Annotated in this window: 12 protein-coding genes; 11 read left to right on the top strand and 1 reads right to left on the bottom strand. The window is 40.6% G+C overall.

Annotation, left to right across the window (positions count from 1 at the left end; all coding sequences use genetic code 11):
- The first annotated feature begins 232 nt into the window (after positions 1-232).
- Together DV942_RS02175 and DV942_RS02170 are read left to right on the top strand one after the other, a co-directional pair.
- Positions 233-3,397: a SusC/RagA family TonB-linked outer membrane protein gene (locus DV942_RS02175; RefSeq protein ID WP_145854915.1), complete on the top strand. Its 3,165-nt coding sequence runs from the start codon at positions 233-235 to the stop codon at positions 3,395-3,397.
- A gap of 12 nt (positions 3,398-3,409) precedes the next feature.
- Positions 3,410-4,843 (top strand): SusD/RagB family nutrient-binding outer membrane lipoprotein, encoded by a 1,434-nt coding sequence (locus DV942_RS02170; protein WP_145854913.1) that lies wholly within the window; start codon positions 3,410-3,412, stop codon positions 4,841-4,843.
- A gap of 143 nt (positions 4,844-4,986) precedes the next feature.
- Here DV942_RS02170 and DV942_RS02165 read toward each other — a convergent pair whose 3' ends face one another.
- Entirely contained in the window at positions 4,987-5,187 is a 201-nt protein-coding gene (locus DV942_RS02165) for a YtxH domain-containing protein (protein ID WP_145854911.1), read from the bottom strand.
- A gap of 260 nt (positions 5,188-5,447) precedes the next feature.
- Here DV942_RS02165 and DV942_RS02160 point away from each other — a divergent pair, with 260 nt between their 5' ends.
- From DV942_RS02160 to DV942_RS02120, 9 genes are all read left to right on the top strand, one after another.
- Positions 5,448-6,470, top strand: a complete 1,023-nt coding sequence (locus tag DV942_RS02160; protein ID WP_145854909.1) for a GntR family transcriptional regulator — start codon at positions 5,448-5,450, stop codon at positions 6,468-6,470.
- Positions 6,471-6,479: 9 nt separating this feature from the next.
- Positions 6,480-8,072: a solute:sodium symporter family transporter gene (locus tag DV942_RS02155; protein WP_145854906.1), complete on the top strand. Its 1,593-nt coding sequence runs from the start codon at positions 6,480-6,482 to the stop codon at positions 8,070-8,072.
- 369 nt (positions 8,073-8,441) lie between these two features.
- The gene (locus DV942_RS02150; RefSeq protein ID WP_145854904.1) at positions 8,442-11,741 is read left to right on the top strand and encodes a SusC/RagA family TonB-linked outer membrane protein; all 3,300 of its coding nucleotides are present in this window, start codon (positions 8,442-8,444) and stop codon (positions 11,739-11,741) included.
- A complete protein-coding gene (locus DV942_RS02145; protein WP_186462397.1) occupies positions 11,741-13,672 on the top strand; it encodes a RagB/SusD family nutrient uptake outer membrane protein in 1,932 nt (643 codons plus the stop codon). Before DV942_RS02150 ends, DV942_RS02145 begins: the two co-directional genes overlap by 1 nt.
- A gap of 17 nt (positions 13,673-13,689) precedes the next feature.
- Complete coding sequence (locus DV942_RS02140; RefSeq protein ID WP_244950805.1) at positions 13,690-14,925, top strand: DUF5000 domain-containing lipoprotein; 1,236 nt, start codon at positions 13,690-13,692, stop codon at positions 14,923-14,925.
- A gap of 33 nt (positions 14,926-14,958) precedes the next feature.
- A complete protein-coding gene (locus DV942_RS02135) occupies positions 14,959-16,179 on the top strand; it encodes a DUF4998 domain-containing protein (protein ID WP_145854902.1) in 1,221 nt (406 codons plus the stop codon).
- A gap of 166 nt (positions 16,180-16,345) precedes the next feature.
- The gene (locus DV942_RS02130; protein WP_145854899.1) at positions 16,346-18,679 is read left to right on the top strand and encodes a glycoside hydrolase family 95 protein; all 2,334 of its coding nucleotides are present in this window, start codon (positions 16,346-16,348) and stop codon (positions 18,677-18,679) included.
- 6 nt (positions 18,680-18,685) lie between these two features.
- Positions 18,686-20,734: an alpha-galactosidase gene (locus DV942_RS02125; protein WP_145854897.1), complete on the top strand. Its 2,049-nt coding sequence runs from the start codon at positions 18,686-18,688 to the stop codon at positions 20,732-20,734.
- Between the two features lie 43 nt (positions 20,735-20,777).
- Positions 20,778-22,988 (top strand): alpha-galactosidase, encoded by a 2,211-nt coding sequence (locus tag DV942_RS02120; protein ID WP_244950804.1) that lies wholly within the window; start codon positions 20,778-20,780, stop codon positions 22,986-22,988.
- The last annotated feature ends 565 nt before the right edge of the window (positions 22,989-23,553 follow it).

Genomic DNA, 23,553 nt, shown 5'->3' with positions numbered 1-23,553 from the left:
TGAAATATGTATTAAACAAAATCATTCAAATGGAAAAAAACAGACGAGCTACATCACTTTTTGTAAACCTTTCTGCTAACTTACGAATGCGCCAGTCCTGTTAGGATGGTTCCATTTTAACAGGCGTTTTTGATCTAACCATTCCATTTTATTTTTTAATAAAAGACGGTGATTCACCGTTAGGAATCGTTTTGCCCAAATTTTATCTATTAACTAATTATTAAACATATACATGATCAGACTTTTAAAATCAATAGCATTTATTTTACTGCTCTTTGCTGTACAACCGGGATTTGCTCAAAATACCGCTATAACCGGAACAGTAAAATCAGCAGATGGAGAAACACTGCCTGGTGTTTCCATATTCGTCAAAGAAACCAAACAAACCACCATTTCTGATGCCAAAGGTGCTTTTTCGATAAATGCACCTGAAAAGGGCACATTAGTATTTTCATACATAGGTTTTAAAACCCAGGAAATACAGATCAGTAAAAACGGGCCAGTTTCAGTTATTCTTCAATCGAGCGATAATGCGTTAGATGAAGTGGTGGTTACAGCTTTAGGCATTTCCAGAGAGAAAAAATCACTCGGTTATGCTGTTCAGGAGTTAAAAGGGCAGGATTTGTCTGAAGCTAAAGAGTCCAATCTGGTCAATGCACTGGCCGGAAAAATCGCGGGTGTAAGGGTAACCAATAGTCAGGGGAGCATGGGCTCATCCCGTGTGGTCATCAGAGGGGAAACCTCTATAGCTGGAAATAACCAGCCCTTATTTGTGGTTGATGGAATTCCTGTAGATAATTCGCAGTTAAATTCTGCAGGTGCAAGGGATTATGCAAATGCCATCTCAGATATCAATCCGCAAGATATAGAAACAATCAGTGTATTAAAAGGGCCAAATGCGGCTGCACTATACGGTTCGAGGGCTGCCGCAGGGGTAATTCTTATCAAAACTAAAACTGGTAAATCGAAAAAAGGATTGGGCATTGAGGTTAACTCCAATGCCGTACTGGAAACTTTGCTTACTCTGCCGGTTTATCAAAATGCTTTTGGACAGGGATCGGAAGGTAAATTCAGTTACGTGGATGGTGCTGGTAAAGGCATTAATGATGGGGTAGATGAGAGCTGGGGACCAAAAATGGATGGCAGATTAATTCCACAGTTTTTTTCAAAAGGAGTGGCGGTTCCATTTGTAGCCCACCCAGATAATGTACGCGATTTTTTTCAGACAGGATATTCGTTAAATAACGGAGTTTCTGTAGCAGATGCAGGGGAAAAATATGATTACCGGATCTCTTACAATAACTTGAAACAAGTAGGTATTGTGCCTAATTCCGGGCAAGGTAAAAATTCATTTGTATTAAATACTTCACTGAAGATAACGCCAAAACTGACTTTAACGGCCAATGCGAATTACAGCAAGCTGAGTTCTGATAATTTGCCCGGTACAGGCGGTTCAAGATCAACCAGTACCATGTTGCAATTTACCTGGTTTGGCCGTCAGGTAGATATTAACCAGCTGAAAAACTATCTGGATGAAAATGGAAAAACATTTAACTGGAACAATAGCTATTACAGCAATCCATATTGGGTAGCTTATGAAAATACCGTGTCGCAAAACCGTAACCGGATTATTGGGAGTTTAGCGCTTAATTATAAAATTATCGATGGACTTGATTTCAATTTCAGAACTGGAACGGATTACTACAATGACAGGCGTAAGGTTAGAATCGCCTATGGTACCAATGGAACACCTTTTGGTTCTTATACCGAAAGTGCCTTTACCGTAAACGAAAATAACACCGACGCAACATTAAACTTCAATAAACAATTAAATGAAGATTTTAGCTTAGAATTATTGGGAGGTGGCAATATCCGTAGGCAGTACATCGAGCAAAACGACCAGAGTGCGCCTAAACTGGCCATTGCAGGACTTTACAACCTGAAAAACTCTCGCGATCCCCTGGTTTCATCCAATAATTTATCGCGCTTAAAATCGTATAGTGTTTATGCTTCCGGACAGATCGGCTTCAGAAATTACCTTTTTGCCAACATCACGGCGCGTAATGACTGGTCTTCTACTTTGCCTGCACAAAACAGATCATATTTTTATCCTTCATTTAATGGCAGCTTTGTAGCAACAGAGGCTTTTGATATCAAAAGTGAAGCCCTTAACTATTTAAAAATACGCGGAGGATGGTCTAAGGTAGGGAAAGATGCAGATCCTTACCGCTTAATTAATACCTATGTGTTTAGTGCGCCGTTTTATGGTAATCCTCAACTCACTACTGGTTCTATTGACCTAAACCCGAACTTAAAGCCTGAAACAACTACTGCTACAGAATTAGGGCTGGAAGCAGTTTTCTTGAATAAAAGATTACGTTTTGATTTCAGTGCTTACAATACCAATAGTTACAACCAGATTTTAGCTGCTGATGTAAGCCAGAGTACCGGTTTTAGCTCTAAATTGCTCAATGCCGGTAAGATCAACAACAAAGGGATTGAAGCACAATTAGGCATCACCCCTGTTAAAAAAGCCTTTACCTGGGATGTAGATTTCAATTTTGCGGCAAACAGAAGCAGGGTAATTGAACTCGATGCTGAAAAACTGCTGACCAATTATGTGGTGGCCACAAATTCGGCCCAGGTAATTGCAACGGTAGGTCAGCCTTATGGATCGTTGTTCGGGACAGCTTTTTTGAGAGATGGCAATGGCAACATCATTGTTAACGCTACGGGCGCACCTGCCACCAATCCAACCAAGCAGGTGTTGGGCAAATATACGCCGGATTGGATTGGGGGCGTTTACAATACTTTTAGTTATAAAGGCATCAGTTTAGGTGTATTGGTTGATGCCAGTTTTGGCGGTTCTATTTACAATGGAACTTACGCCACAGGAACTTATACCGGCGTTTTGGCTTCCACACTTCCGGGAAGGGCAGCTGAATATGGCGGTATTTCCTATTACTATCCCGGTAACGATAAAGCCAATGGAACAGTGAGGGTAACTGGAACCGCCCCTGCAGGCGTTACGGTGTATGATGATGGGATTATTTTTGATGGCGTAACGGCTGATGGCAAACGCAACGAGAAGATATTACCTGCTCAGCAGTATTACAAAACCTTTAGAAATATAGATGAAGCAAATATTTTCGATGCGTCTTATGTAAAACTCCGTGAGGTGAAATTAAGCTATAACCTGCCTGCCAAATGGCTGCGTCCGTTAAGTTTACAAGGCGTTTCGGTATCGCTTGTTGGCCGTAACCTGTGGATTATCCATCGCAATACGGTTGATATCGACCCGGAAGTGGCCTTTAATACTGGTAATGGTCAGGGTTTAGAGAGCTTATCCAATCCAAGCACCCGCAGTTATGGTATCAACCTCAATGTTAAATTTTAAAATATTTCCATCATGAAAAATAAAAAACTATATATACTGGCCATTTTGGCAATTGCCTTTGTATCATGCAAAAAAGAGCTGGATGAGGTGAATATTAACCCCAATGCACCAGAAATTGCGCAGCCAGATTATCTGCTCACAGGAACTACCAAGGCAACAGCAGATACCTATTGGGGCGTAACCAATAACATGAATTCCAGTTTGCTGTTTGCGCAGCAATGGGCCAAGGTACAGTATACAGAAGAAGACCGTTTTATTTACTCAAATAGTAGTTTTACCGCACTATGGTCAACAGGTTATGTCCAAAGTATTGCCGGTTTTAATAAAATTATCGAATTGGGAGATGCACAGGGAAATTCGAACTATAAAGGTGTTGCACTTGTCTTAAGATCATGGACATTTCTATTGCTTACGGATGCTTATGGCGATGTTCCCTACTCGCAGGCAGGGAAAATAAAACAGTTTGTTACCCCGGTTTATGATAAGCAAAAGGATGTTTATTATGGTATTTTAAGCGATTTGAAATCGGCGCAAGCGGCTCTAGACCCTGCAGGAAAGGTGATTGCCGGTGATGTGATTTATAGCAACAATATTGCCAGGTGGAAAAAGTTTGCCAATTCATTGAGGCTTCGTATCGCCTTGCGTATTGCAGATAGAGATCCATCTAAAGCCAAACAGGTAATTGATGAAATACAGGCAGAAGGCGGTGCTTACATCAGCAGCAATTCAGAAAATGCCATATTTAAATATGATGTATCGCCTCAGCAGAACCCGGTAGCCGCTTCATTCGAAACCAGAAATGATTACCGGATCAGTAAAACCATTGTTGATAAACTTTTTTCACTGAACGACCCAAGGTTACCCGTTTATGCCAGTAAAACGGAAAACGTTACGCCGCAGGTTTATGTGGGGATTCCAAATGGTTCTACCAACTCTGAAGCAAGTGCAATAGGTTTGGCAAATTCTTCAAAACCTGGTGCTTACTTTTTAGATGCCAAGGCTCCGGCGGTAATTTTTAGTTATGCAGAATTGCTTTTTGATAGGGCAGAGGCAGCAGCAAGAGGTTTCACTGCCGAAGATGCTGAAGATTTATACAAGCAGGCCATCAGGGCATCTTTTTTACAGTATAATATTGGTGGCACTGTAGTTGAAGATTACATCAGGCAATCTGGAGTAGTTTATAATGCTACCAATTATAAAAAATCAATCGGGGAGCAAAAATGGATAGCATTATTTGGTCAGGGATTAGAAGCCTGGGCAGAGCAGAGGAGGTTAGATTATCCACAGTTAACGGCTTCTGTAAATACGGTGTTGAATGGTAAAATTCCTGTACGTTTTATCTATCCCGGAACAGAGCAATCGTTAAACGGGCAGAATTATAAAAATGCGGTAAGCAGTCAGGGAGCAGACTTATTAACCACCAAACTTTGGTTTGATGCTTTTTAATCCCAAAATCTCACCCGATCTGTGGTGTCGGATTTTACCATCTGACACTAAAACAAAAAAGTCCCGGTTTTGAATCGGGACTTTTTTATTGATCAGAGAAATAAATATTTAGCCTCTTCGGGCTCCTTATTTTTCTCAGGTATTCATCTCGCCAAATCTTCGGCGGCGTTACTTACCCTGCTTTTCAGGTCTTCTGTATAACCTTTTGCTTTGTCGGCCCACTGTGGTGTACGATCTAATAATTCGTCAACGATTGATTGTCCGGTAATTGGATCTTTTTTCGTGATATATTTTACGCCTGCATATACTGCTGCGCCAATGATGGCTGTTCTTAAAATTCCCATGTTCTTTTCAGTTTTTTAAAATAACATTTTGACATCGTTAAAAGTTTTAGCCAATGCTAAATAACTGTTGTTTAAGTGCTGCCGGATGTTACCATGTGGCAGATCACTGATGCTTAAATAATTTCTTTCGGTGAAGCAGTTACAATAACAATAAAGTAGAAAGGGCGATCATTCTTAAATTTTTATCAATTATCTCCATTAAATTTATATATTTCGGGCAAATTAACTGCGTATAAATCGATTAAACCTAATATCGTTACATGAATAAGGAAAAGCTGTTCAATGAAATTAAAGAATTGAGCATCATAAATTCTTTCTCGAAACACGAACAGCTTGTGCAGGGAATTATCAATAGCCTTAATCATAAATTAATTACCAAAGGCGATATGTTGCCTTCGGTTAATGAGATGATGCGCGAAACCGGCTTTGCCAAAGAAACCATTGGTAAAGCGTATAAAGAGCTGATTAACCGGGGGATTTTAGAGTCTAAAAATAGGATGGGCTATTTTGTAGCCACTGATGATACCGAACAGCACCTTAAAGTATGTTTACTGATTTACGCTTTTGATACCTTTCAGGAGACTTTTTACCAAAATTTCCGTAATCATTTAGGCGATAACATCCAGGTTGATGTATATTTCCACCATAATAATTTTAATGTTTTCGAATCGATCATCAACAGCAATAAGGGGCAATACGGCTTATATGTAATTGCACCAATAGAAAGTAAAGAGGCTAAAGATGTACTGGAGCAGTTGCCAAAAGAAAAACTGTTGATCGTTGACCGTTATGTAAAACTGAAAGGTGAATATTCCTACATTGTTCAGGAATTTGAAAAGGCTTCTTACAATGCTTTTTTGGAACTGGCACCAAGAATTAAGGAATTTTCAGAATTTGTTTTCTTTTTTAAACCTTCATCTGCCGAACCCAGCGAAGTATTGACTTCTTTTAAGCGCTTTATTAAGGAATTTAACATTAACGGGGTGGTTAAAAACAGTTACGAGGCCGGGAGTATCGCACCCGATAAGGTTTATTTTACCATACACAACCTCGAACTTTGGGAAATGTTAAAGGATACCAAGGTAAAAGGGCTAAAAGTAGGCAGGGATCTGGGGATCCTTTCACACAATGATGATAATGTTAAAGAGATCATTTTTGATGGGATTACCACCTTTTCTATAGATTTTGCACACATGGGCCGCCTGGCTGCCGAATTTGTACTCAGCCTGAAGCCCATTAAGCATGTAATGGAGAATAAACTGATCAGAAGGAATTCACTTTAATACCATTCCGTGGGAACCTTAGCCATTATCAGTTTTATTTTGTTCACGGTACTGGCCGCCATGATTTCTTACTTCAAAACCCGGAAGGCGCAGCGGTCAACCGTCAATGGTTTTTTCTTTGCCAACCGAACCAACGGCTTCATTATTATTGGTGCTTCATTGTTTTTCAGCAACATCAGCGCCAATCAGTTTATCGGCGAAAACGAATCGGTTTACATCAATAACATGTCGGTAATTGGCTGGGGGATTTCATCTATTCTGGCTATGATTATTGTTTCAGAATTTTTCATTCCCATTTATTTTAAAACCGGTATCCGCACCATTCCCGATTTTCTGGAGAAACGTTACGATAAACAGACCAAAACACTCGTTTCGGTGATTTTTCTTTTTAGTTATATCATTAACCTGCTGCCCTCGGTACTTTATGGTGGTGCAGTTGCCTTTAGCAACCTGATCGATCTTTCCCGTTTTCACCTTTCTTATTGGGAGAGTATCTGGATATTTGTATGGATAATGGGATTAATCGGTTCCGTTTATACCATTGTGGGTGGTTTTAAGGCCATTACCATTTCAGATACGGTGTTGAGTGCAGGCTTGTTGGTACTCATAATCGCGTTGCCATATTACGGATTACGTTACCTTGGGAAAGGCGATTTTTTCAACGGACTTTCAACGGTGCTTTCTACCAAAAAAGAACACCTCAATGCTATTGGCAGTAATCAGGATGCTGTTCCTTTTTCTACGCTATTTACCGGCATGCTCATTGTAAATCTTTATTACTGGGGCATGGAGCAGTATATTATTCAGCAGGTACTGGCGGCCAAAAGTTTAGCGGAGGGCCAGAAAGGAATTGCATTAACCTGCTTTGCCAAATTACTCTGCCCCTTGCTGATCAATATTCCCGGTTTAATTGCGGTTCATTTATATCCGGTTTTAACCAATACCAACCAGGTATTTCCCTTATTGATTAAGGATGTATTGCCACCTGTTTTAATGGGCTTATCAGCCTGTGTGCTTTTTGGTGCGGCCATTACCACCTTTAATGCAGGCCTGAACAGTTCAAGTACCTTGTTTTTGCTTAATTTATATAAGCCCTTTATGGAGAGAAAGGGCCGGGTGTTAACTGACAAAAGTTTACTGCGGACCGGACGCCTGTTCCAGATTTCGGTATCATTGTTTGCTGTGTTTTTTGCGCCATTTATTATTTTTTCCAGACATGGTTTTTATGAGTATTTGCAGAAAATCAGTGCTATTTTTAGCCTGCCGATTTTTACCATCATCTTTATTGGTTTTATTACAAAAAAGATGCCGCCCGTTGCCGCAAAAATCGGGATGATTTTCTTTATTTGCTGTTATGTAATGAGCGAGTGGGTGTTTTCTATCCATCTGCATTATCTTCACACCCTGGCCATCATATTTATCATTACGGTTTTATTGATGCTGGGCATTTCGAAATTATACCCTAATCAAAATGCCTACCATTTGGTCCTTGACCATAAAATTGAGATTATTCCCTGGCAGAATAGATACTATTATCATATGATACTCATTTTTATGATGGCACTTGTCTTTTTAATTTTCTCTCGTTATCTGCTTGCTTAGCGCTGTATTTCAGTTGCTTATATATTTTTGTTGTACCATTTGGATTGTTAAATATTTTGTTTTATAATTGCATTCCAAAATACTAGGATAGTATAGGATAGTATAGTTGGTCTAGGGCCATTTAATCCTTATTGTTCTTTAAAATGGAAATGAACAACATTAAACCATTCCTGTAGCTGAACTAGTTTTAATTAACCAAATAATCCTAAAATATGAGAAATTTTACCATTTATTGTGTAGCAATGCAAACCCTTCTTTCGGTAGTTAAAGCATGGCCGGCAGGTTTACATGATCTTGTGCAGGCATAATTCCTGCCGATCAACATCTATCTACAATTTTTTAATTCATCATTTAAAAGCTGATTAGCAAATGAAGCAATTATTTTTGTTTTACGGGCACCTTTCGGTGTCTGGCAGGGTAAGAAACGCATTGGTAACGATAGGTTCGCTGCTTGTATTTTTACTGATTTTATGGCCCGAGAAGGGATATTCCCAGGCTGTAAGGAAAACCATTACGGGTAAGGTTACCGATACATTAGGGGCGGGGCTGCCCGGCGTAACCGTGGCCGTAGTGAATAAGGTTAATGTAGGTACACAGACCGATAATAACGGAAAGTTTGTGCTTGATGTAGCCTCCGGCGAGGTACTTCGGTTTTCTTATGTAGGTTACAGGGAACAAAGGATAACTGTTGGTACGGCCAATGTAATCAACGTCAGGTTAACCGAAGAAAATATGCTGTCTGAAGAGGTCGTGATTACTGCTTTGGGGCAAAAACAGCGTAAAGAAGCTTTAGTAGGTTCAGTTACCACGGTAAAAGTGGGCAACCTTAAAATACCTTCCAGCAATTTAACCAATGCGCTTTCTGGTCAGATAGCAGGTGTAATTGGTTATCAGCGCAGCGGTCAACCCGGACAGGATAACTCACAGTTCTTCATCCGTGGGGTAACAACCTTCGGTTATAAACAGGATCCCCTTATCCTGATCGATAATGTTGAGTTAACCAGTTCTGATCTTGCACGTTTACAGGTTGATGATATCGAAAGTTTTTCTATCCTTAAAGATGCCAGTGCTACAGCTTTGTATGGCGCCAGGGGAGCAAATGGCGTTATTTTGGTCGCTACCAAATCTGGTAAAGAAGGTAAGGCTAAAATCAGTTTCCGATTGGAAAATTCTTCATCGCAATCGACCCAGAACCTGGAACTTGCTGATCCGATCACCTATATGAAACTTTTCAATGAAGCTTCTATTGGTAGGGGAATGGATCCTAAATTTACACCTAACCAGATTATCAATACACAGGCTACAATTAATAAAAGCCCTGGTTATAATGAATATGTTTATCCTGCGGTTGATTGGTTAGGACTTTTGTTCAAAAAGCGGACCAACACACAGCGTGCCAATATGAGCGTAAGCGGCGGTGGTGGTGTGGCCAGATATTACATTGCAGGTTCTTACAACCTGGATAATGGTGTGCTTAACCAGGATGACCGGAACAATAACGACAATAACGTGAAATTCCGTAATTACCAGTTACGTTCCAACATCAATATTGATTTAGGCAAAACTACTGAACTGGTGGTGCGTTTATCTGGTAATTTTAGCGAATACAATGGTCCATTGGCTACTGATGGAGGTTTTTCTACCGATCTTTATAATATTGCGGTGCATACCAGTCCGGTTTTATTCCCTGCTTATTTTCCTGCTGATGCTGCGAATCAGAACGCACAGCATATTTTATTCGGAAATACAGGTGGTACGGGGGTAAACAGTATTTTATACAATAACCCTTATGCTGCATTGCTTCGTGGACATAAAAACTCAACGGAATCGCGGATGTCGGCACAATTGGAACTTAACCAGAAACTGGATTTTTTTACCGAGGGTCTTTCGTTCAAATCGATTTTTAGTACCAATAGGTATTCTTATTTTGATTCGTCGATGGCTTACTCACCATTTTACTACAATGTTGGCTCATATGATAAAGCAAGTAACACTTATGTGTTAAACTGGTTAAACTCGTCGGTAACCAGCGGGGCGCCCAATATCGCCCAGGAATACTTAAGCTATTACCCTGGCGATCCTAACATCAGCACTTTCCTTTACGGACAGGCTTCTGTGAACTACGACCATACTTTCGGGCAGAATCATACCTTTAGCGGTGCACTGATTGGTACTGCTCAGCAAAACCTGTATAATAATGCCAAAGATCCTAAAACGAATGTCCGCACTTTACAATATTCGCTTCCTTACCGGAATTTAGGTTTGGCAGGGCGTTTAACTTATTCATACAAAAGCCGTTACTTTTTAGAGACAAATTTTGGCTATAACGGATCGGAAAGATTTTCGGAGAACCACCGATTTGGTTTTTTTCCAACTATAGGTGCAGGGTGGATTGTTTCGAACGAGAAATTCTGGACAGGTGGAATCGCCAATGTCGTTAACCGCTTAAAACTGAGAGGAAGTTTTGGCCTTGTAGGTAACGATGCCATCGGATCGCAACGCTTTTTTTATCAATCTGACGTAAACTTGAATGGCGGCGGCAATTATGCCCAATTTGGTTATAATGGTGGGGTTACGCGTCCTGGTGTTTACATTAACAGTTACGAAAACACTGATATTACCTGGGAAACCTCTCGGCAAACAAACCTGGCTTTGGAGGCTACGCTTTTTAAAAATATGAATATTATTGCAGAAGTATATAATAACGATCGTTATAATATTTATATGATCCGTAAAAATGTACCTAGTACATTGGGCTTGGAGGCTATTGATCCCAATACTGGTTCACCAGATATCGGCGCGAATATTGGCAAGGCCAGATCAAGAGGTATTGATCTATCACTCGATTATAAGTTTAATGTAAATGCCTTTTCATTTGCGGTACGTTCTAACTTAACTTTTGCCAAAAATAAATACATCAATTACGAAGAGCCTCAATGGGCTGAAACATACCGTTATACTACAGGGCAGCCAATCAGCAGAAATTACGGTTACATTGCCGAACGCTTATTTGTAGACGATAAGGAGGTACAGAATTCGCCTACCCAGATTTTTTCAACCGGTGGCAAACCGCCAAGAGCCGGCGATATCAAATACCGCGACTTAAATAATGATGGTAAAATTGACGATGCTGATAAAGCCTACATTGGTTTTCCACAATCGCCGGAAATAGTGTATGGTTTTGGTTTCAGTTCTTCATATAAAGGTTTCGATCTTTCAGCATTTTTTACCGGACAGGACAGGATGACGTTTTTTATTGATCCAACTAAAGTGAGTCCTTTTGTGCCAAGCAACCAACAATATATTTATGGCAATACACAATTGCTTAAAGATTTTTCCGACAACCATTGGTCGCCTGAAAACCAGAACCTTTATGCGCTTTATCCAAGATTGGCAGTAAATGCGGCAGATCTCGAAAACAATGCGCAAACCAGTACCTGGTGGATGAGAAACGGCCGTTTATTGAGACTAAAATCAGTTGAACTGGGCTACACCCTTCCTCAGCGTATCTCCAGTAAAATCAAGCTTAATTCTTGCCGCATTTATTTTAATGGCTTAAATCTGGTAACCTGGAGTCCATTTAAAATGTGGGATCCTGAACAGGGCGGAAACGGATTTGCTTATCCAATCCAAAAGGTATTCAATGTTGGTCTTAACGTAACCCTATAATGAAAAAGATAAAAACATATTTGACACTCGGTTGCATCATGACGGTGTTGTTCACTGTTGTATCCTGTAAAAAGTACCTTGATATCACACCTGATAACTTGGGCACCCTTGATTATGCATTTAGAAACAGAAATGAAGCAGAAAATTATTTGTACTCCTGTTATGCTTACCTGCAGCGCATGAATGATGTGGCTTCAAATCCCGGTTTTACCACTTCATCCGAACTTATCTATTCGAATACACTTGATAACTATCAGGGTTTTAACCCCACAGGCTTCAACCTGCTTAGGGGGACACAAACTGCCGCTAACCCTGGATTAAATGCATGGGATGGCAGTGAAGGTAGCTATAGCCTTTGGCGTTCAATCCGGATCTGTAATATCATGCTCGAAAATATTGATAAACCGATTGATTTGGGTGCTGCCGAAAAACAGCGTTGGATTGCTGAAACCAAATTTTTAAAAGCCTATTATCACTATGTGCTTTTTAAAATGTATGGGCCTATACCGTTAATTAAAACCAATCTGGCCATTAACAGCAGTACGGATGAAGTGCGTGTAAAAAGAGCGCCGGTTGACGAAACGGTTGATTATATAATTTCCTTATTGGATGAAGCTATCCCGGGTTTACCTGCTGTGATCAGCAGTCAGGCAACAGAACTAGGCAGGGTAACAAGTGTTATTGCGCTTTCGGTTAAGGCTGATGTTTTAGCAACAGCAGCGAGTCCGCTTTTTAATGGTAATCCTGATTATATCAGTTTTAAAGACAAAGATGGCCTGAGTTTATTTCCGGCTGCTTATGATGCGCAGAAATGGAAGAAAGCCGCCGATGCGGCCAAGGCGGCTATTACTGCGGCAGAAACACAGGGTGTTAAATTATACACCTTTCAATCACCAACCACAGTAGGTAAACTATCTGATTCGTTAAAAAGAGAGTTGGATGTACAGAATGCCGTTACCGAAAAATGGGAACTGAATTCGGAAATCATCTGGGCCTCAAACCCGGAGTTTAACTATCAGGGGTTTGCTACACCGAGGCTTACCGCAAAATCGGCTGTAAACAACTTTTCTAACCCCTCTACCTTTTCTGCACCTATAAGTACGCAAGAACTTTTTTATACCGTTAATGGTGTGCCGATCAGTGAAGATAAAACGTGGGATTACGCGGGTAGGAACACGATTAAAACAGGTGATAATGCCAGTCGTTATTACATTAAACAAGGGTATGAAACCATTAAGGGTCACTTTGCAAGAGAAACACGCTTTTATGCAGACATGGCTTTTGACGGAAGTATCTGGTTCGGCAATGGCAGGAATAACCAGGACGATCCGGTTAATCCATTGTATTATGTTTCTGCAAGGGGAAGCGGGCTTGCGGCGCCAAGCGATAACATCAGGCTGAACATTACTGGGTATTGGCCAAAAAAACTGGTTAGTTATGCTTCGGTTTATGACGACGGCTTTCAACCATCTTCGTTCCGCCTGCCTTTAATTAGGCTGGCTGGTTTGTACTTACTTTATGCAGAGGCACTAAACGAAGTAAATGGGCCGACTGCAGAGGTATTTACTTATATAGATAAAGTTAGGCAAAGGGCTGGTTTACAAGGCGTACAATCCGCATGGACAAACTTCTCTAAAAATCCGAATAAATTTAATGCCAAAGATGGCTTAAGGCAGATTATACACCAGGAGAGGAGAATTGAGCTATGTTTTGAAGGCCAGAGTGGCTGGGATTTAAGAAGATGGAAAGAACTTCAGGCAGTTTTAACAGCGCCTATACAAGGTTGGAGCATTAATAATGCCGAAGCCATTAATTATTATCGTCCAACTACACAATTTATCCCCGTTTTTGGCTTAAAAGATTATTTATGGCCGATTAGAAGTTATGATCTGGTGGTGAATCCTAATCTGGTGCAAAATCCTTACTGGTAGTTTAAAAGATTAAAGATATGAAACATATTAAAAATAGTATTTACCTCGCCCTTATCGTTTCCGTTTTGGCCAGTATTACTGCCTGTAAGAAAATGGAAAATTATAACGATCCTGCTTCTTCAGATATGACTAAGCCTGGCGTAGTAAGCAATATTAAAGTTGATAATTTTAACGGTGGTGCCTATATCACGTATACTTTGCCAAATTCTAAAAACCTTTTGTATGTGCTGGCAAGGTATAAAATAAACGGCGTAACCACCCGTGAAACTAAATCCAGCTATTATTCTGATTCGATTATGGTTGATGGCTTTGCTAAAAAGCAAGGCTATGATGTTACGTTGTATGCAGTAAGCAGAGCAGAAGTTAAATCGGATCCTGTTGTTGTGAAGGTTAATCCTGATACTCCGCCATATTTGCTGGCAAAACCCACTATTAATGCTGACCCTGATTTTGGTGGCATTAAAATCAGCGCTACAAATCCAGCTAAAAGTAATCTGGGGATTATTTTGCTTGGCCTAAGTGATAACAATACTTCCGATGTAATTGATCAGCATTATGATAAAGCTGGTGTAATTGCTTATTCTGTAAGGGGATTTGCTCCTGTGCCTAAAAAAATCGGTTACTATGTTACTGATAATTTTGGGAATATTTCCGATACGACTTATAAAACCATTACTCCTTTCTTCGAAACCCTGTTGGATAGAAATAAGTTTTTTCAATACAGGCTCCCTACTGATGGTGTAATTGCTTATGGTTGGGATCTTCCTTATTTATGGGACGGGAAAACTGATGGTAACTCAAACGGTTGGCATACCGCTCCGGGCGGAGCAATGCCTGCTATTGCCACTTTTGGTTTGGGTGTAAGTGCAAAATTAAGCCGTTTCATTTTATGGGAAAGGCCGGATGGAAGTGATAAATTTGCTTACGGACACGGAAATCCGAAAGTATTCTCTGTTTGGGGCTCTGATGCTGTTGCTCCGCGTGATGCGCAGCTTCCTTTATCAGCACCAGAAGGTACTGTAATTGGCGACTGGATCAATATGGGTAATTATAACTATCCTAATCCACCATCAGGCGCAACCCCTGTGGCGCATACAACAGCCGATAACGATTTCGTAAAAGCTGGGGTAAGCTTCAACTTCCCGCTAGCCAACCCAAAAGTGCGTTATATCCGCCTTTCGGTGAGTACAACTTGGTCTAACGGTACCTTCGCACATGCGATGGAAATGGCCTTTTATGGCGATCCCCGATAGTTAATTATAATCTAAGAAGATAAATTTTCAGATATGAAAAGTATATATAAAATTAGCGGTCTGCTACTGCTGTTGGCAATGGTAATCATAAGCTGTACCAAAGATGATATTGCCTTTAAAGAGTATTTAAAAGATGGCGAGATTGTTTATCCGGGCCGTGTAGCCAATATTATAACTAAACCTGGCAATTTAAGAACCGGGTTATGGTGGAATACGAGTCCTGATCCGAGTGTAACCAAATATGTAGTGTATTGGAATAATAATGCAGATTCGGTAGTTGTTAATGCCACTACGCATAATCCGCTTGATACCATGAAAGTAATTATCCCGAATTTAAAGGAATATACTTACACCTTTACCGTTTATTCTTATGATGGGCAGGGACATAAATCAATTCCAATTGAAGCCAGAAATGTGAGGGTTTTCGGTCCACTATACCAATCAGGTTTATTAAACAGACCATATAATGCCACAAATCCTTATGTGGTGAATAGTAACGGATCAGTACAGTTAAATTTTAATACGCCTGATACCATTAATATCAATACTGTAGTAAGATACACCAATACTTCAGGTACCAGCATTGATAAAATCCTTTTGCCTAAGGATACTGCCATTACCCTTACTGATTATAAAGCAGGGACCAGCATATTGTATAAGTCATCGTATATTCCAGGTAAGGGCGCTTTAGACGTATTTCCGGTAGCTGATTTTTCGACATTTCCTCAGATTTTCACTTATGTACTCTGCGACCGTTCACTTTTTGCTGAAGTGCATTTACCGGGAGATGCACAGACCTACGAATCGGGGACCAGTATCAGTAAGTTGTGGGATGGGAGCGTCGGCCCTCAGGGTTATCCGAATATTTTTCATAGCGCAGGCAATAGTGGTATGCCGCATGTAATTACATTTGATTTGGGCAGGCTCTACAATAATTTATCCCGCATAGAAGAAACCGGACGCGATTGCTGTAACAATCCTGATCGTTTTGAGGTTTGGGGAATAGCAGATTTAACCAACGCCACCACTACCTTGTCAGCAAGCAACAGCGGCTGGCCTGCTGAAGCCGTAAGTAAAGGCTGGACGCTTTTAAAAGATGTGACCAGGACTGATGATGGTAAAAATGCTTTTACTACAGATCTGGATAACGGCGGTAAACCGATTCGTTATATTCGCATCAGGATTAAACATGTAACCACCGGCGATGGTAATTATAGTAATATGAGCGAAATCAGGTTCTGGAATAAACAGTAAGTTTATTGGATGGTCGACTCGATTGAGCATTTAAACAAGACGGACCGTCATTTTGAGCGGATTGCAACGTAGTCGAAATCTATCTCGAGGCAAAATCTCTCGGTTCCGCTGCATTCCGGTCGAGATGACGGTTTTAGATTAATCAGCTACAAAACACAAATGAAAAATGAATTTTAAACAACTGACAGGTATTGCATTTTTTTTGCTTTTCATCAGTAAAAACGTTTTTTCCCAGCAAAAAGCCTTGTCACTCTGGTACGATAAACCTGCTAAAATTTGGGAAGAAACCCTTCCCCTGGGCAATGGTAAATTAGGCATGACACCTGATGGTGGCATAACGAAGGAAAATATTGTACTGAACCATATTGCGCTTTGGAGCGGAGGGAAACAGGATGCCAATAATTATGAAGCTTATAAAAGCCTCCCAAAAATCAGGCAGTTGATATTAGCGGGTAAAAATGATGAGGCACAGGAACTTGTCAACCGCGATTTCGTTTGTAAGGGGCAGGGCTCCGGGGGGGCAACCTGGGGTAAATATCAAACATTGGGTAATCTGCACCTCGATTATGAATATCCGGGCCTTAAAGAAATAAAACCTGAGGCTTACCAAAGAACTTTGTCGTTGAATAAAGCAATAGCTACAACAGCATTTACACTCAATGGCGTAAAATACAAAAGAGCGTATTATTGCAGCTTTGATGATGATGTAGCGATTATCCGCATTACTGCCGATCAGCCTAAAAAATTAAACTGCAACATTTCCATCAGCAGACCTGAAAAAGCGACCATAGCTATTCAGGGGAATGAATTGTTGATGTTCGGACAGCTGGATAACGGAACCGATGGAAAGGGTATGAGGTATATGAGCCGCGTAACCACCAAACTGAAAGATGGCTCGGTTACCAGTGATGGCAATCTCCTCAAAATAAAAGATGCAACCGAAATCATCATTTATGTTGCTGCCGAAACCGACTTCAAACATGCTGATTTTGAGCTAAGGGTAAAAAATGAGTTGCAGAAGGCAAAAAAGAAAGCTTATAGTGAAGAACTGGCCAGGCATAGTGCCAACTTTGGCAAACTGTTCAACCGTTTAAAAATTAACCTGGGCGAAGGGGAAGCGGCTAACTTACCAACCGATATAAGGCTGGATCGTTTTTACAAAGATTACAAAAATGATGTTTCGCTGAGCGCCTTGTTTTTTCAATTTGGACGTTATTTAAGCATTAGCAGTACCAGAGTCGGACTTTTGCCACCCAATCTTCAGGGTTTATGGGCCAACCAGATCAATACGCCATGGAATGGCGATTACCACCTGGATGTTAATGTACAGATGAACCATTGGGCCATTGAGCCAACCAATTTATCCGAACTGAATCTTCCTTTAGCCGAACTGGTCAGGAATTTGACCCGGCATGGAGCAAAAACTGCCAGGGCTTATTACAATGCCGATGGCTGGATTGCCCACGTGATTACCAACGTTTGGGGTTTTACCGAACCAGGAGAAAGTGCCTCATGGGGTGCCTCGAATGCCGGTTCGGGCTGGTTGTGCAGCAACCTTTGGGACCATTTCGCTTATAGCCGCGATTTAAAATACCTGAAAAGTATTTATCCGGTTTTAAAAGGATCTGCGGCATTTTATCAGAGTGCTTTAATCATGGATCCAAAAACAGGCTGGCTGGTTACTTCTCCTTCCGTGTCGCCGGAAAATACGTTTTACCTGCCCAACGGAAAAACGGCAAGCATTTCAATGGGGCCAACCATCGATAACCAGATTGTAAGGGAACTTTTTACTAATGTCATTACCGCGGCCAAACTGCTTAAGCTTGATGCTGCCTTTAGTGACTCGTTAAAGCAAAAACTAAAATCGATCCCGCCAGTGGGCATAATCAGTAATGACGGGCGCATACAGGAATGGCTAGAAGATTATAAAGAAACCGACCCCCAGCACCGCCACATTTCACATTTATATGGCGTTTATCCGGCTGGTTTAATCAGCCCGACTTCGACTCCGGCCTTAGCCGAAGCCGCAAAAAAAACACTTGAGGTTAGGGGAGATGATGGACCAAGTTGGTCGATTGCTTATAAACAATTATTTTGGGCAAGGTTACAGGATGGAAACCGGGCATTTAAACTGTTCAGGGAAATTTTAAAGCCCACTCTACGTACCGATATCAACTATGGAGCCGGTGGGGGTGTTTATCCGAATATGTTATCAGCCGGACCACCGTTCCAGATTGATGGTAACTTTGGTGCCACTGCTGCAATTGCAGAAATGCTGATTCAGAGTCATGATGGTTTTATTGAATTGCTACCAGCCATTCCGGATGCATGGAAAGCATTCGGCGAAATTAAAGGTTTAAAGGCAAGAGGTAACTTTACTGTTGATATGAACTGGAAAGATGGAAAAATCACATCTTACAAAATAGCTTCAGCAATTCCCCAAAAGGTGAAAGTTAAAATAAATGGACAATTGAGCAATATAACTTCAGTTAAACTTTAGCAACACATGATTTTTAGATTTTTATTCAGATATCTGGCGCTCTTCACTTTCAGTGTGTTGTTCCTTTTCATTACAAAGGCTTCTGCCGTTATTATCCCTTATGGTAAGAGTGGTAAAATAGTTTACAATCTTAAAACTGGTACCTTCAATGTATCAGAAAGTGCGAAGCAACTGTTGGTAAAAGGTTTTTCGCAGGCCGAATACCAGAAAAAGCTATTTAGCTCGAAGGATTATAAAAATATAACCTATAGTAAAAAAGTTATCCATGATAAATTTGGCAATGGGTTCAAACACATTTTTCTGCTGAAGCAGCCTGGTTTACCAGCCATGCAACAAGTGTTTTATACTTACAATGGTAAAAATTATTTCATCATCAATTTGGTATTAATTGGTATTGATTTATCCATTAACCGCATTGTCCCTTTAAATGGCAACCTCATTAATCAGGAATATGCTGATGTGCCTACCAGTTTATTCGTGCCATTCGATAACGATACTTTTATTTCTTATCATACCGTGCCTTTAACTGTAAATGTGAACAATCCAAGTGCGGAGGTTACGGCTTTATACCATAATCAGTCGCGTAAAGGTTTTGTGATCGGTTCTATTGAACACCGTGATTGGAAAACCGGTATCATTACTGCAATGGATGTCGATAAAAAGATCAGCCTACAAACGATCTGTGGTTTTACGGATGAAAGTATTACCCGTGATAAAACGACACATGGTTACCTGAAAGGCAATTCGGTGAGTTCAGCAAAAGTATTTTTCGGTACTTTTAATGACTGGCGCTTGGGCATGGAAACTTATGGCAGACTGAACAGGATTTCTGAACCTCCCATTGTTTTTAAGTGGAATAATGCTACTCCGGTAGGCTGGAACAGCTGGGGCGTGATGCAGGAGAGAATTACGCTCGAAAAGGCCAGGCAGGTAGTCGATTTTTTTGCCGATAGTTTGAAGTCGTTCAGGAGCGGTGGCGTAGCTTATATCGACCTTGATTCGTATTGGGATAAGCTTCTAAAAGGTGGTTTAACGGGCGATTACGCCCAACTGAAAGAATTTGCTGATTATGCTAAATCAAAAGGATTAAAACCTGGAATTTATTGGGCGCCCTTTGTTGATTGGGGTTTTGCGGGTGGTGGAAACCGAAAAGCCGAAGGAACAGATTACACTTTTGGCGAGATGTGGACGAAAGTTGGTGCAGGTTACCATGATCTGGACGGTGCCAGGGCTTTAGATCCTACACACCCCGGCACGCAGCAGCGTATGGCATCCGTAATTAAGAAATTTAAAGAATGTGGTTTCGAAATGATCAAGATTGATTTTTTAGGACATGCGGCAATAGAGTCTGCTCATTTTTTCGACCCAAAAGTAACAACAGGGATGCAGGCCTATAAAACCGGAATGGAGTTTTTGTTAAAACAGCTTGATGGTAAAATGATGGTTTATGCAGCCATCTCTCCAAGTCTGGCTTCTGGCCGGTATGTACACGTACGGCGAATTGCCTGCGATGCCTTCAAATCCATTAAAGATACCGAGTATACTTTAAACAGTGTAAGTAATGGCTGGTGGCAAACTTACCTCTATGATTATATCGATGCCGATCATGTTGTTTTTTCTGATCAGTCAGATGGCGAAAATGCTGCCAGGTTTTTATCGGCAATTGTTACGGGTACCTGCATTACCGGCGATGATTTTTCAATTTACGGCAAATGGGCAGGTACCGCACAGCGCCTATTAAACAATACTGAAATATTGAAGGTTTTGCAGAATGGAAAGGCATTTGTTCCGGTAGAAGGCAACAGGGGTAAATCGGCATCGCAATTATTTGTAAAACAGGCTGGCAATATAAAATACCTCGCCATATTCAATTATAGCGATGCTGCAAAAGCTTTTCATATCGACTTTACCGGAATTGGTTTGAAGGCAACCGATACTTATATAGCCGAAAACCTGATCACCCGAAAAGTGCTGTCTCTTCATCACAATCAAACGATCAATTTGGACGGAAAAGATGCTCTTATTTTAAAATTACCCTCAAACCCTAACAACTAACCAATCCTCTATCTATAAAAATCAGTAATTACTATTTGCACAAATGAACAGATCAGATCAATTTCAAGGTTATATGAGGCATGGGGTGCTGGCGATTTCGCTTTCCCTTTTTGCGCTAACCAAGCTTAATGCTCAAGCCATAATACCTATCGAAACGGCTCATAATGCGCTGGTTTTGCAAGCAGATGCTAAAAAAGATGTAAACACAATATTTTTTGGAAAAAAACTGGCTGATAAACAGGAATATGAACAGATCAGTAGCCAGTACAAACAGACAGAAGATTATACCGGACAGTTAAATTCGGCTTATACACCATCAGGTTCGAGAAACCTGGTTGAACCGGCCATTAGTGTTACCCATGCCGATGGAAATAATTCACTTGATCTGAAGTACGTGGATCATACTGTTATTAAAATAGATGATAATGTAAGTCTGCTGAAAATCAGGTTAAAAGACCCGGTATACAATTTTGAAGTAACCCTGTTTTACAAATCGTTTTATAAGCAGGATGTGGTAGAGCAGTGGACGGAAATTAAGCACAATGAAAAAGGGGCGGTGATATTAAATAAATATGCTTCGGCAAACCTGCACTTAAAATCACCACATTTTTGGCTTAACCAATACCATGGCGATTGGGCGAAGGAAATGCAGCCTGAGCAGAGTGAAATTACCCATGGCATTAAAACCCTGGATAGCAAATTGGGTACAAGGGCCAGTCTTTTTCAGCCTTCCGTTTTTATGATTTCGATGGGTAAACCTGCCGAAGAGAATGCAGGTAATGTTTTATACGGTGCTTTAGAGTGGAGTGGTAATTTTAAGATTGACCTGGAACTCGATTATCAGGATAACCTGCGCATTATTGCAGGAATGAATAATTATGCATCTCCTTACAGCTTAAAACCAGGTGAGATTTTTACCACGCCGGCATTTTTATATACTTTTTCTGACCAGGGGAAGGGCGATGCGAGCAGAAAACTGCAGAACTGGGCACGCAACTATAAGATATTAGATGGTAAAGGTAACCGCCTAACGCTTTTAAATAATTGGGAAGCTACTTATTTCGATTTTAACGAACAGAAACTTGCTGAATTGCTTAAAGATACCAAAAAACTGGGTGTCGATTTCTTTTTACTGGATGATGGTTGGTTTGGCAATAAATATCCGCGTAACAGCGACAATGCAGCACTCGGCGACTGGCAGGAAAACAAAAAGAAACTTCCAAATGGGATTGCCTCATTGGTAAAAGAAGCCGATAATGCCGATACCCGGTTTGGGATCTGGATTGAACCTGAAATGGTGAGTCCGAAAAGTGAACTATATGAAAAACATCCGGATTGGGTGGTGAAACAGCCAGGCCGTCCTGAATATTATTTCAGGAACCAACTGGAACTTGATCTTTCGAACCCAAAGGTACAGGATTTTGTATTTGGGGTAGTTGATGGGTTATTTACCAGAAATCCAAAACTGGCTTACATTAAATGGGATTGCAATGCAGTAGTTTACAATGCCTATTCCGCTCACCAGAAAAATCAGTCGCATTTTTACATTGATTATGTAAAAGGTTTGTACAATGTATTACAACGCATCCGTGCAAAATATCCAACTGTACCTATGATGTTATGCTCAGGCGGTGGCGGTAGGGTAGATTATGCTGCGCTACAGTATTTTACCGAATTTTGGCCCAGCGATAATACCGACCCACTGGAAAGGATATTTATGCAATGGGAATACTCTTATTTCTATCCGGCAATCAGTACCTCCAATCATGTAACCGATTGGGGTAAACAACCGATAAAATTCCGGACGGATGTAGCCATGATGGGTAAACTGGGCTTTGATATTGTGGTTAGCAAATTACCCGGAAAAGAACTTCAATTTTGCCAGGAGGCTATTAAAAACTATAATGGAATGAAGGAGATTATCTGGCATGGCGAACAATACCGATTGGCAGATCCGCGTACCGGCAGCGTCGCTTCGATGTTGTATGTAAATGAGCAAAAAACGGAGGGTGTGATTTTTAACTATCTGGTAAATTACCGTTATGGTGAAAGCAGTAAATATCCCATTAAATTAAATGGATTAGATGCCGCAAAGAAATATCAGATCAGAGAAATTAACTTATTTCCAGACACCAAATCGCCAATTGATGCCAACAGAACTTATACAGGAGATTTTTTGATGAATATCGGATTCAACCCGGTTTTAACTGCCAGCAGAACGAGCGTAGTACTGAAGTTTGAGGAAGTAAAATAATAAAACAATCGCCTGGTTCGTATCGCAATGGTTCGTGTCAATGCGAACCAGCTTATCAAACCATTATTATCTCACATTATAAAACTTAAATACTTAATAATGAATTAAAACTGCATTGTAACTTTAACAATTTCATAATGCTGGCTAATCATCCAGCTAATAACATCATATCATATTTGTTTAACAGAGCGAACCAAATAATAAGATGATTTAAGCAAAATGATATGAGACTGATTTCTTGCGTAGCGCTATTGATGGTTATACCAGCAACCGGGCTGTTAATCAATTCAAATAAATTTAACGATAAAAAAACGCCGGCCATACCGGTGCATAAGCAGGTTGCAAATGATTCAGCCCAATCACATTGGCTTGATCGGGCTGAATCATTTGCTAAGTTTGACCTGACGCCTTTTGTATCTTCAACAGACTATCGCTTAACTTTTTTTAAGCCTGTAAATCCCAGTTCCCCTTCATTTTTTTCCACTACCAAATAGTTTAAGACTAAAAACTCTTAACTGAAGACTCTGGACTAAAGACTCTTGACTGAGGACTCTGGACTAGAACT

It is taken from the genome of Pedobacter suwonensis (assembly GCF_007833675.1).
Classification (GTDB): Bacteria; Bacteroidota; Bacteroidia; order Sphingobacteriales; family Sphingobacteriaceae; genus Pedobacter; species Pedobacter suwonensis.
Note: the sequence above shows the minus strand (reverse complement) of the source record. Positions and strands in the feature narration are given on the sequence as shown.

Excerpts from the sequence above, each read along its gene's own strand:
- DV942_RS02120 (WP_244950804.1), top strand. The coding sequence starts at position 20,778 with ATGAACAGATCAGATCAATTTCAAGGTTATATGAGGCATGGGGTGCTG.
- DV942_RS02160 (WP_145854909.1), top strand. The coding sequence starts at position 5,448 with ATGAATAAGGAAAAGCTGTTCAATGAAATTAAAGAATTGAGCATCATA.
- DV942_RS02170 (WP_145854913.1), top strand. The coding sequence starts at position 3,410 with ATGAAAAATAAAAAACTATATATACTGGCCATTTTGGCAATTGCCTTT.
- DV942_RS02125 (WP_145854897.1), top strand. The coding sequence starts at position 18,686 with ATGATTTTTAGATTTTTATTCAGATATCTGGCGCTCTTCACTTTCAGT.
- DV942_RS02175 (WP_145854915.1), top strand. The coding sequence starts at position 233 with ATGATCAGACTTTTAAAATCAATAGCATTTATTTTACTGCTCTTTGCT.
- DV942_RS02130 (WP_145854899.1), top strand. The coding sequence starts at position 16,346 with ATGAATTTTAAACAACTGACAGGTATTGCATTTTTTTTGCTTTTCATC.
- DV942_RS02135 (WP_145854902.1), top strand. The coding sequence starts at position 14,959 with ATGAAAAGTATATATAAAATTAGCGGTCTGCTACTGCTGTTGGCAATG.
- DV942_RS02145 (WP_186462397.1), top strand. The coding sequence starts at position 11,741 with ATGAAAAAGATAAAAACATATTTGACACTCGGTTGCATCATGACGGTG.
- DV942_RS02140 (WP_244950805.1), top strand. The coding sequence starts at position 13,690 with ATGAAACATATTAAAAATAGTATTTACCTCGCCCTTATCGTTTCCGTT.
- DV942_RS02150 (WP_145854904.1), top strand. The coding sequence starts at position 8,442 with ATGAAGCAATTATTTTTGTTTTACGGGCACCTTTCGGTGTCTGGCAGG.
- DV942_RS02165 (WP_145854911.1), bottom strand. The coding sequence starts at position 5,187 with ATGGGAATTTTAAGAACAGCCATCATTGGCGCAGCAGTATATGCAGGC.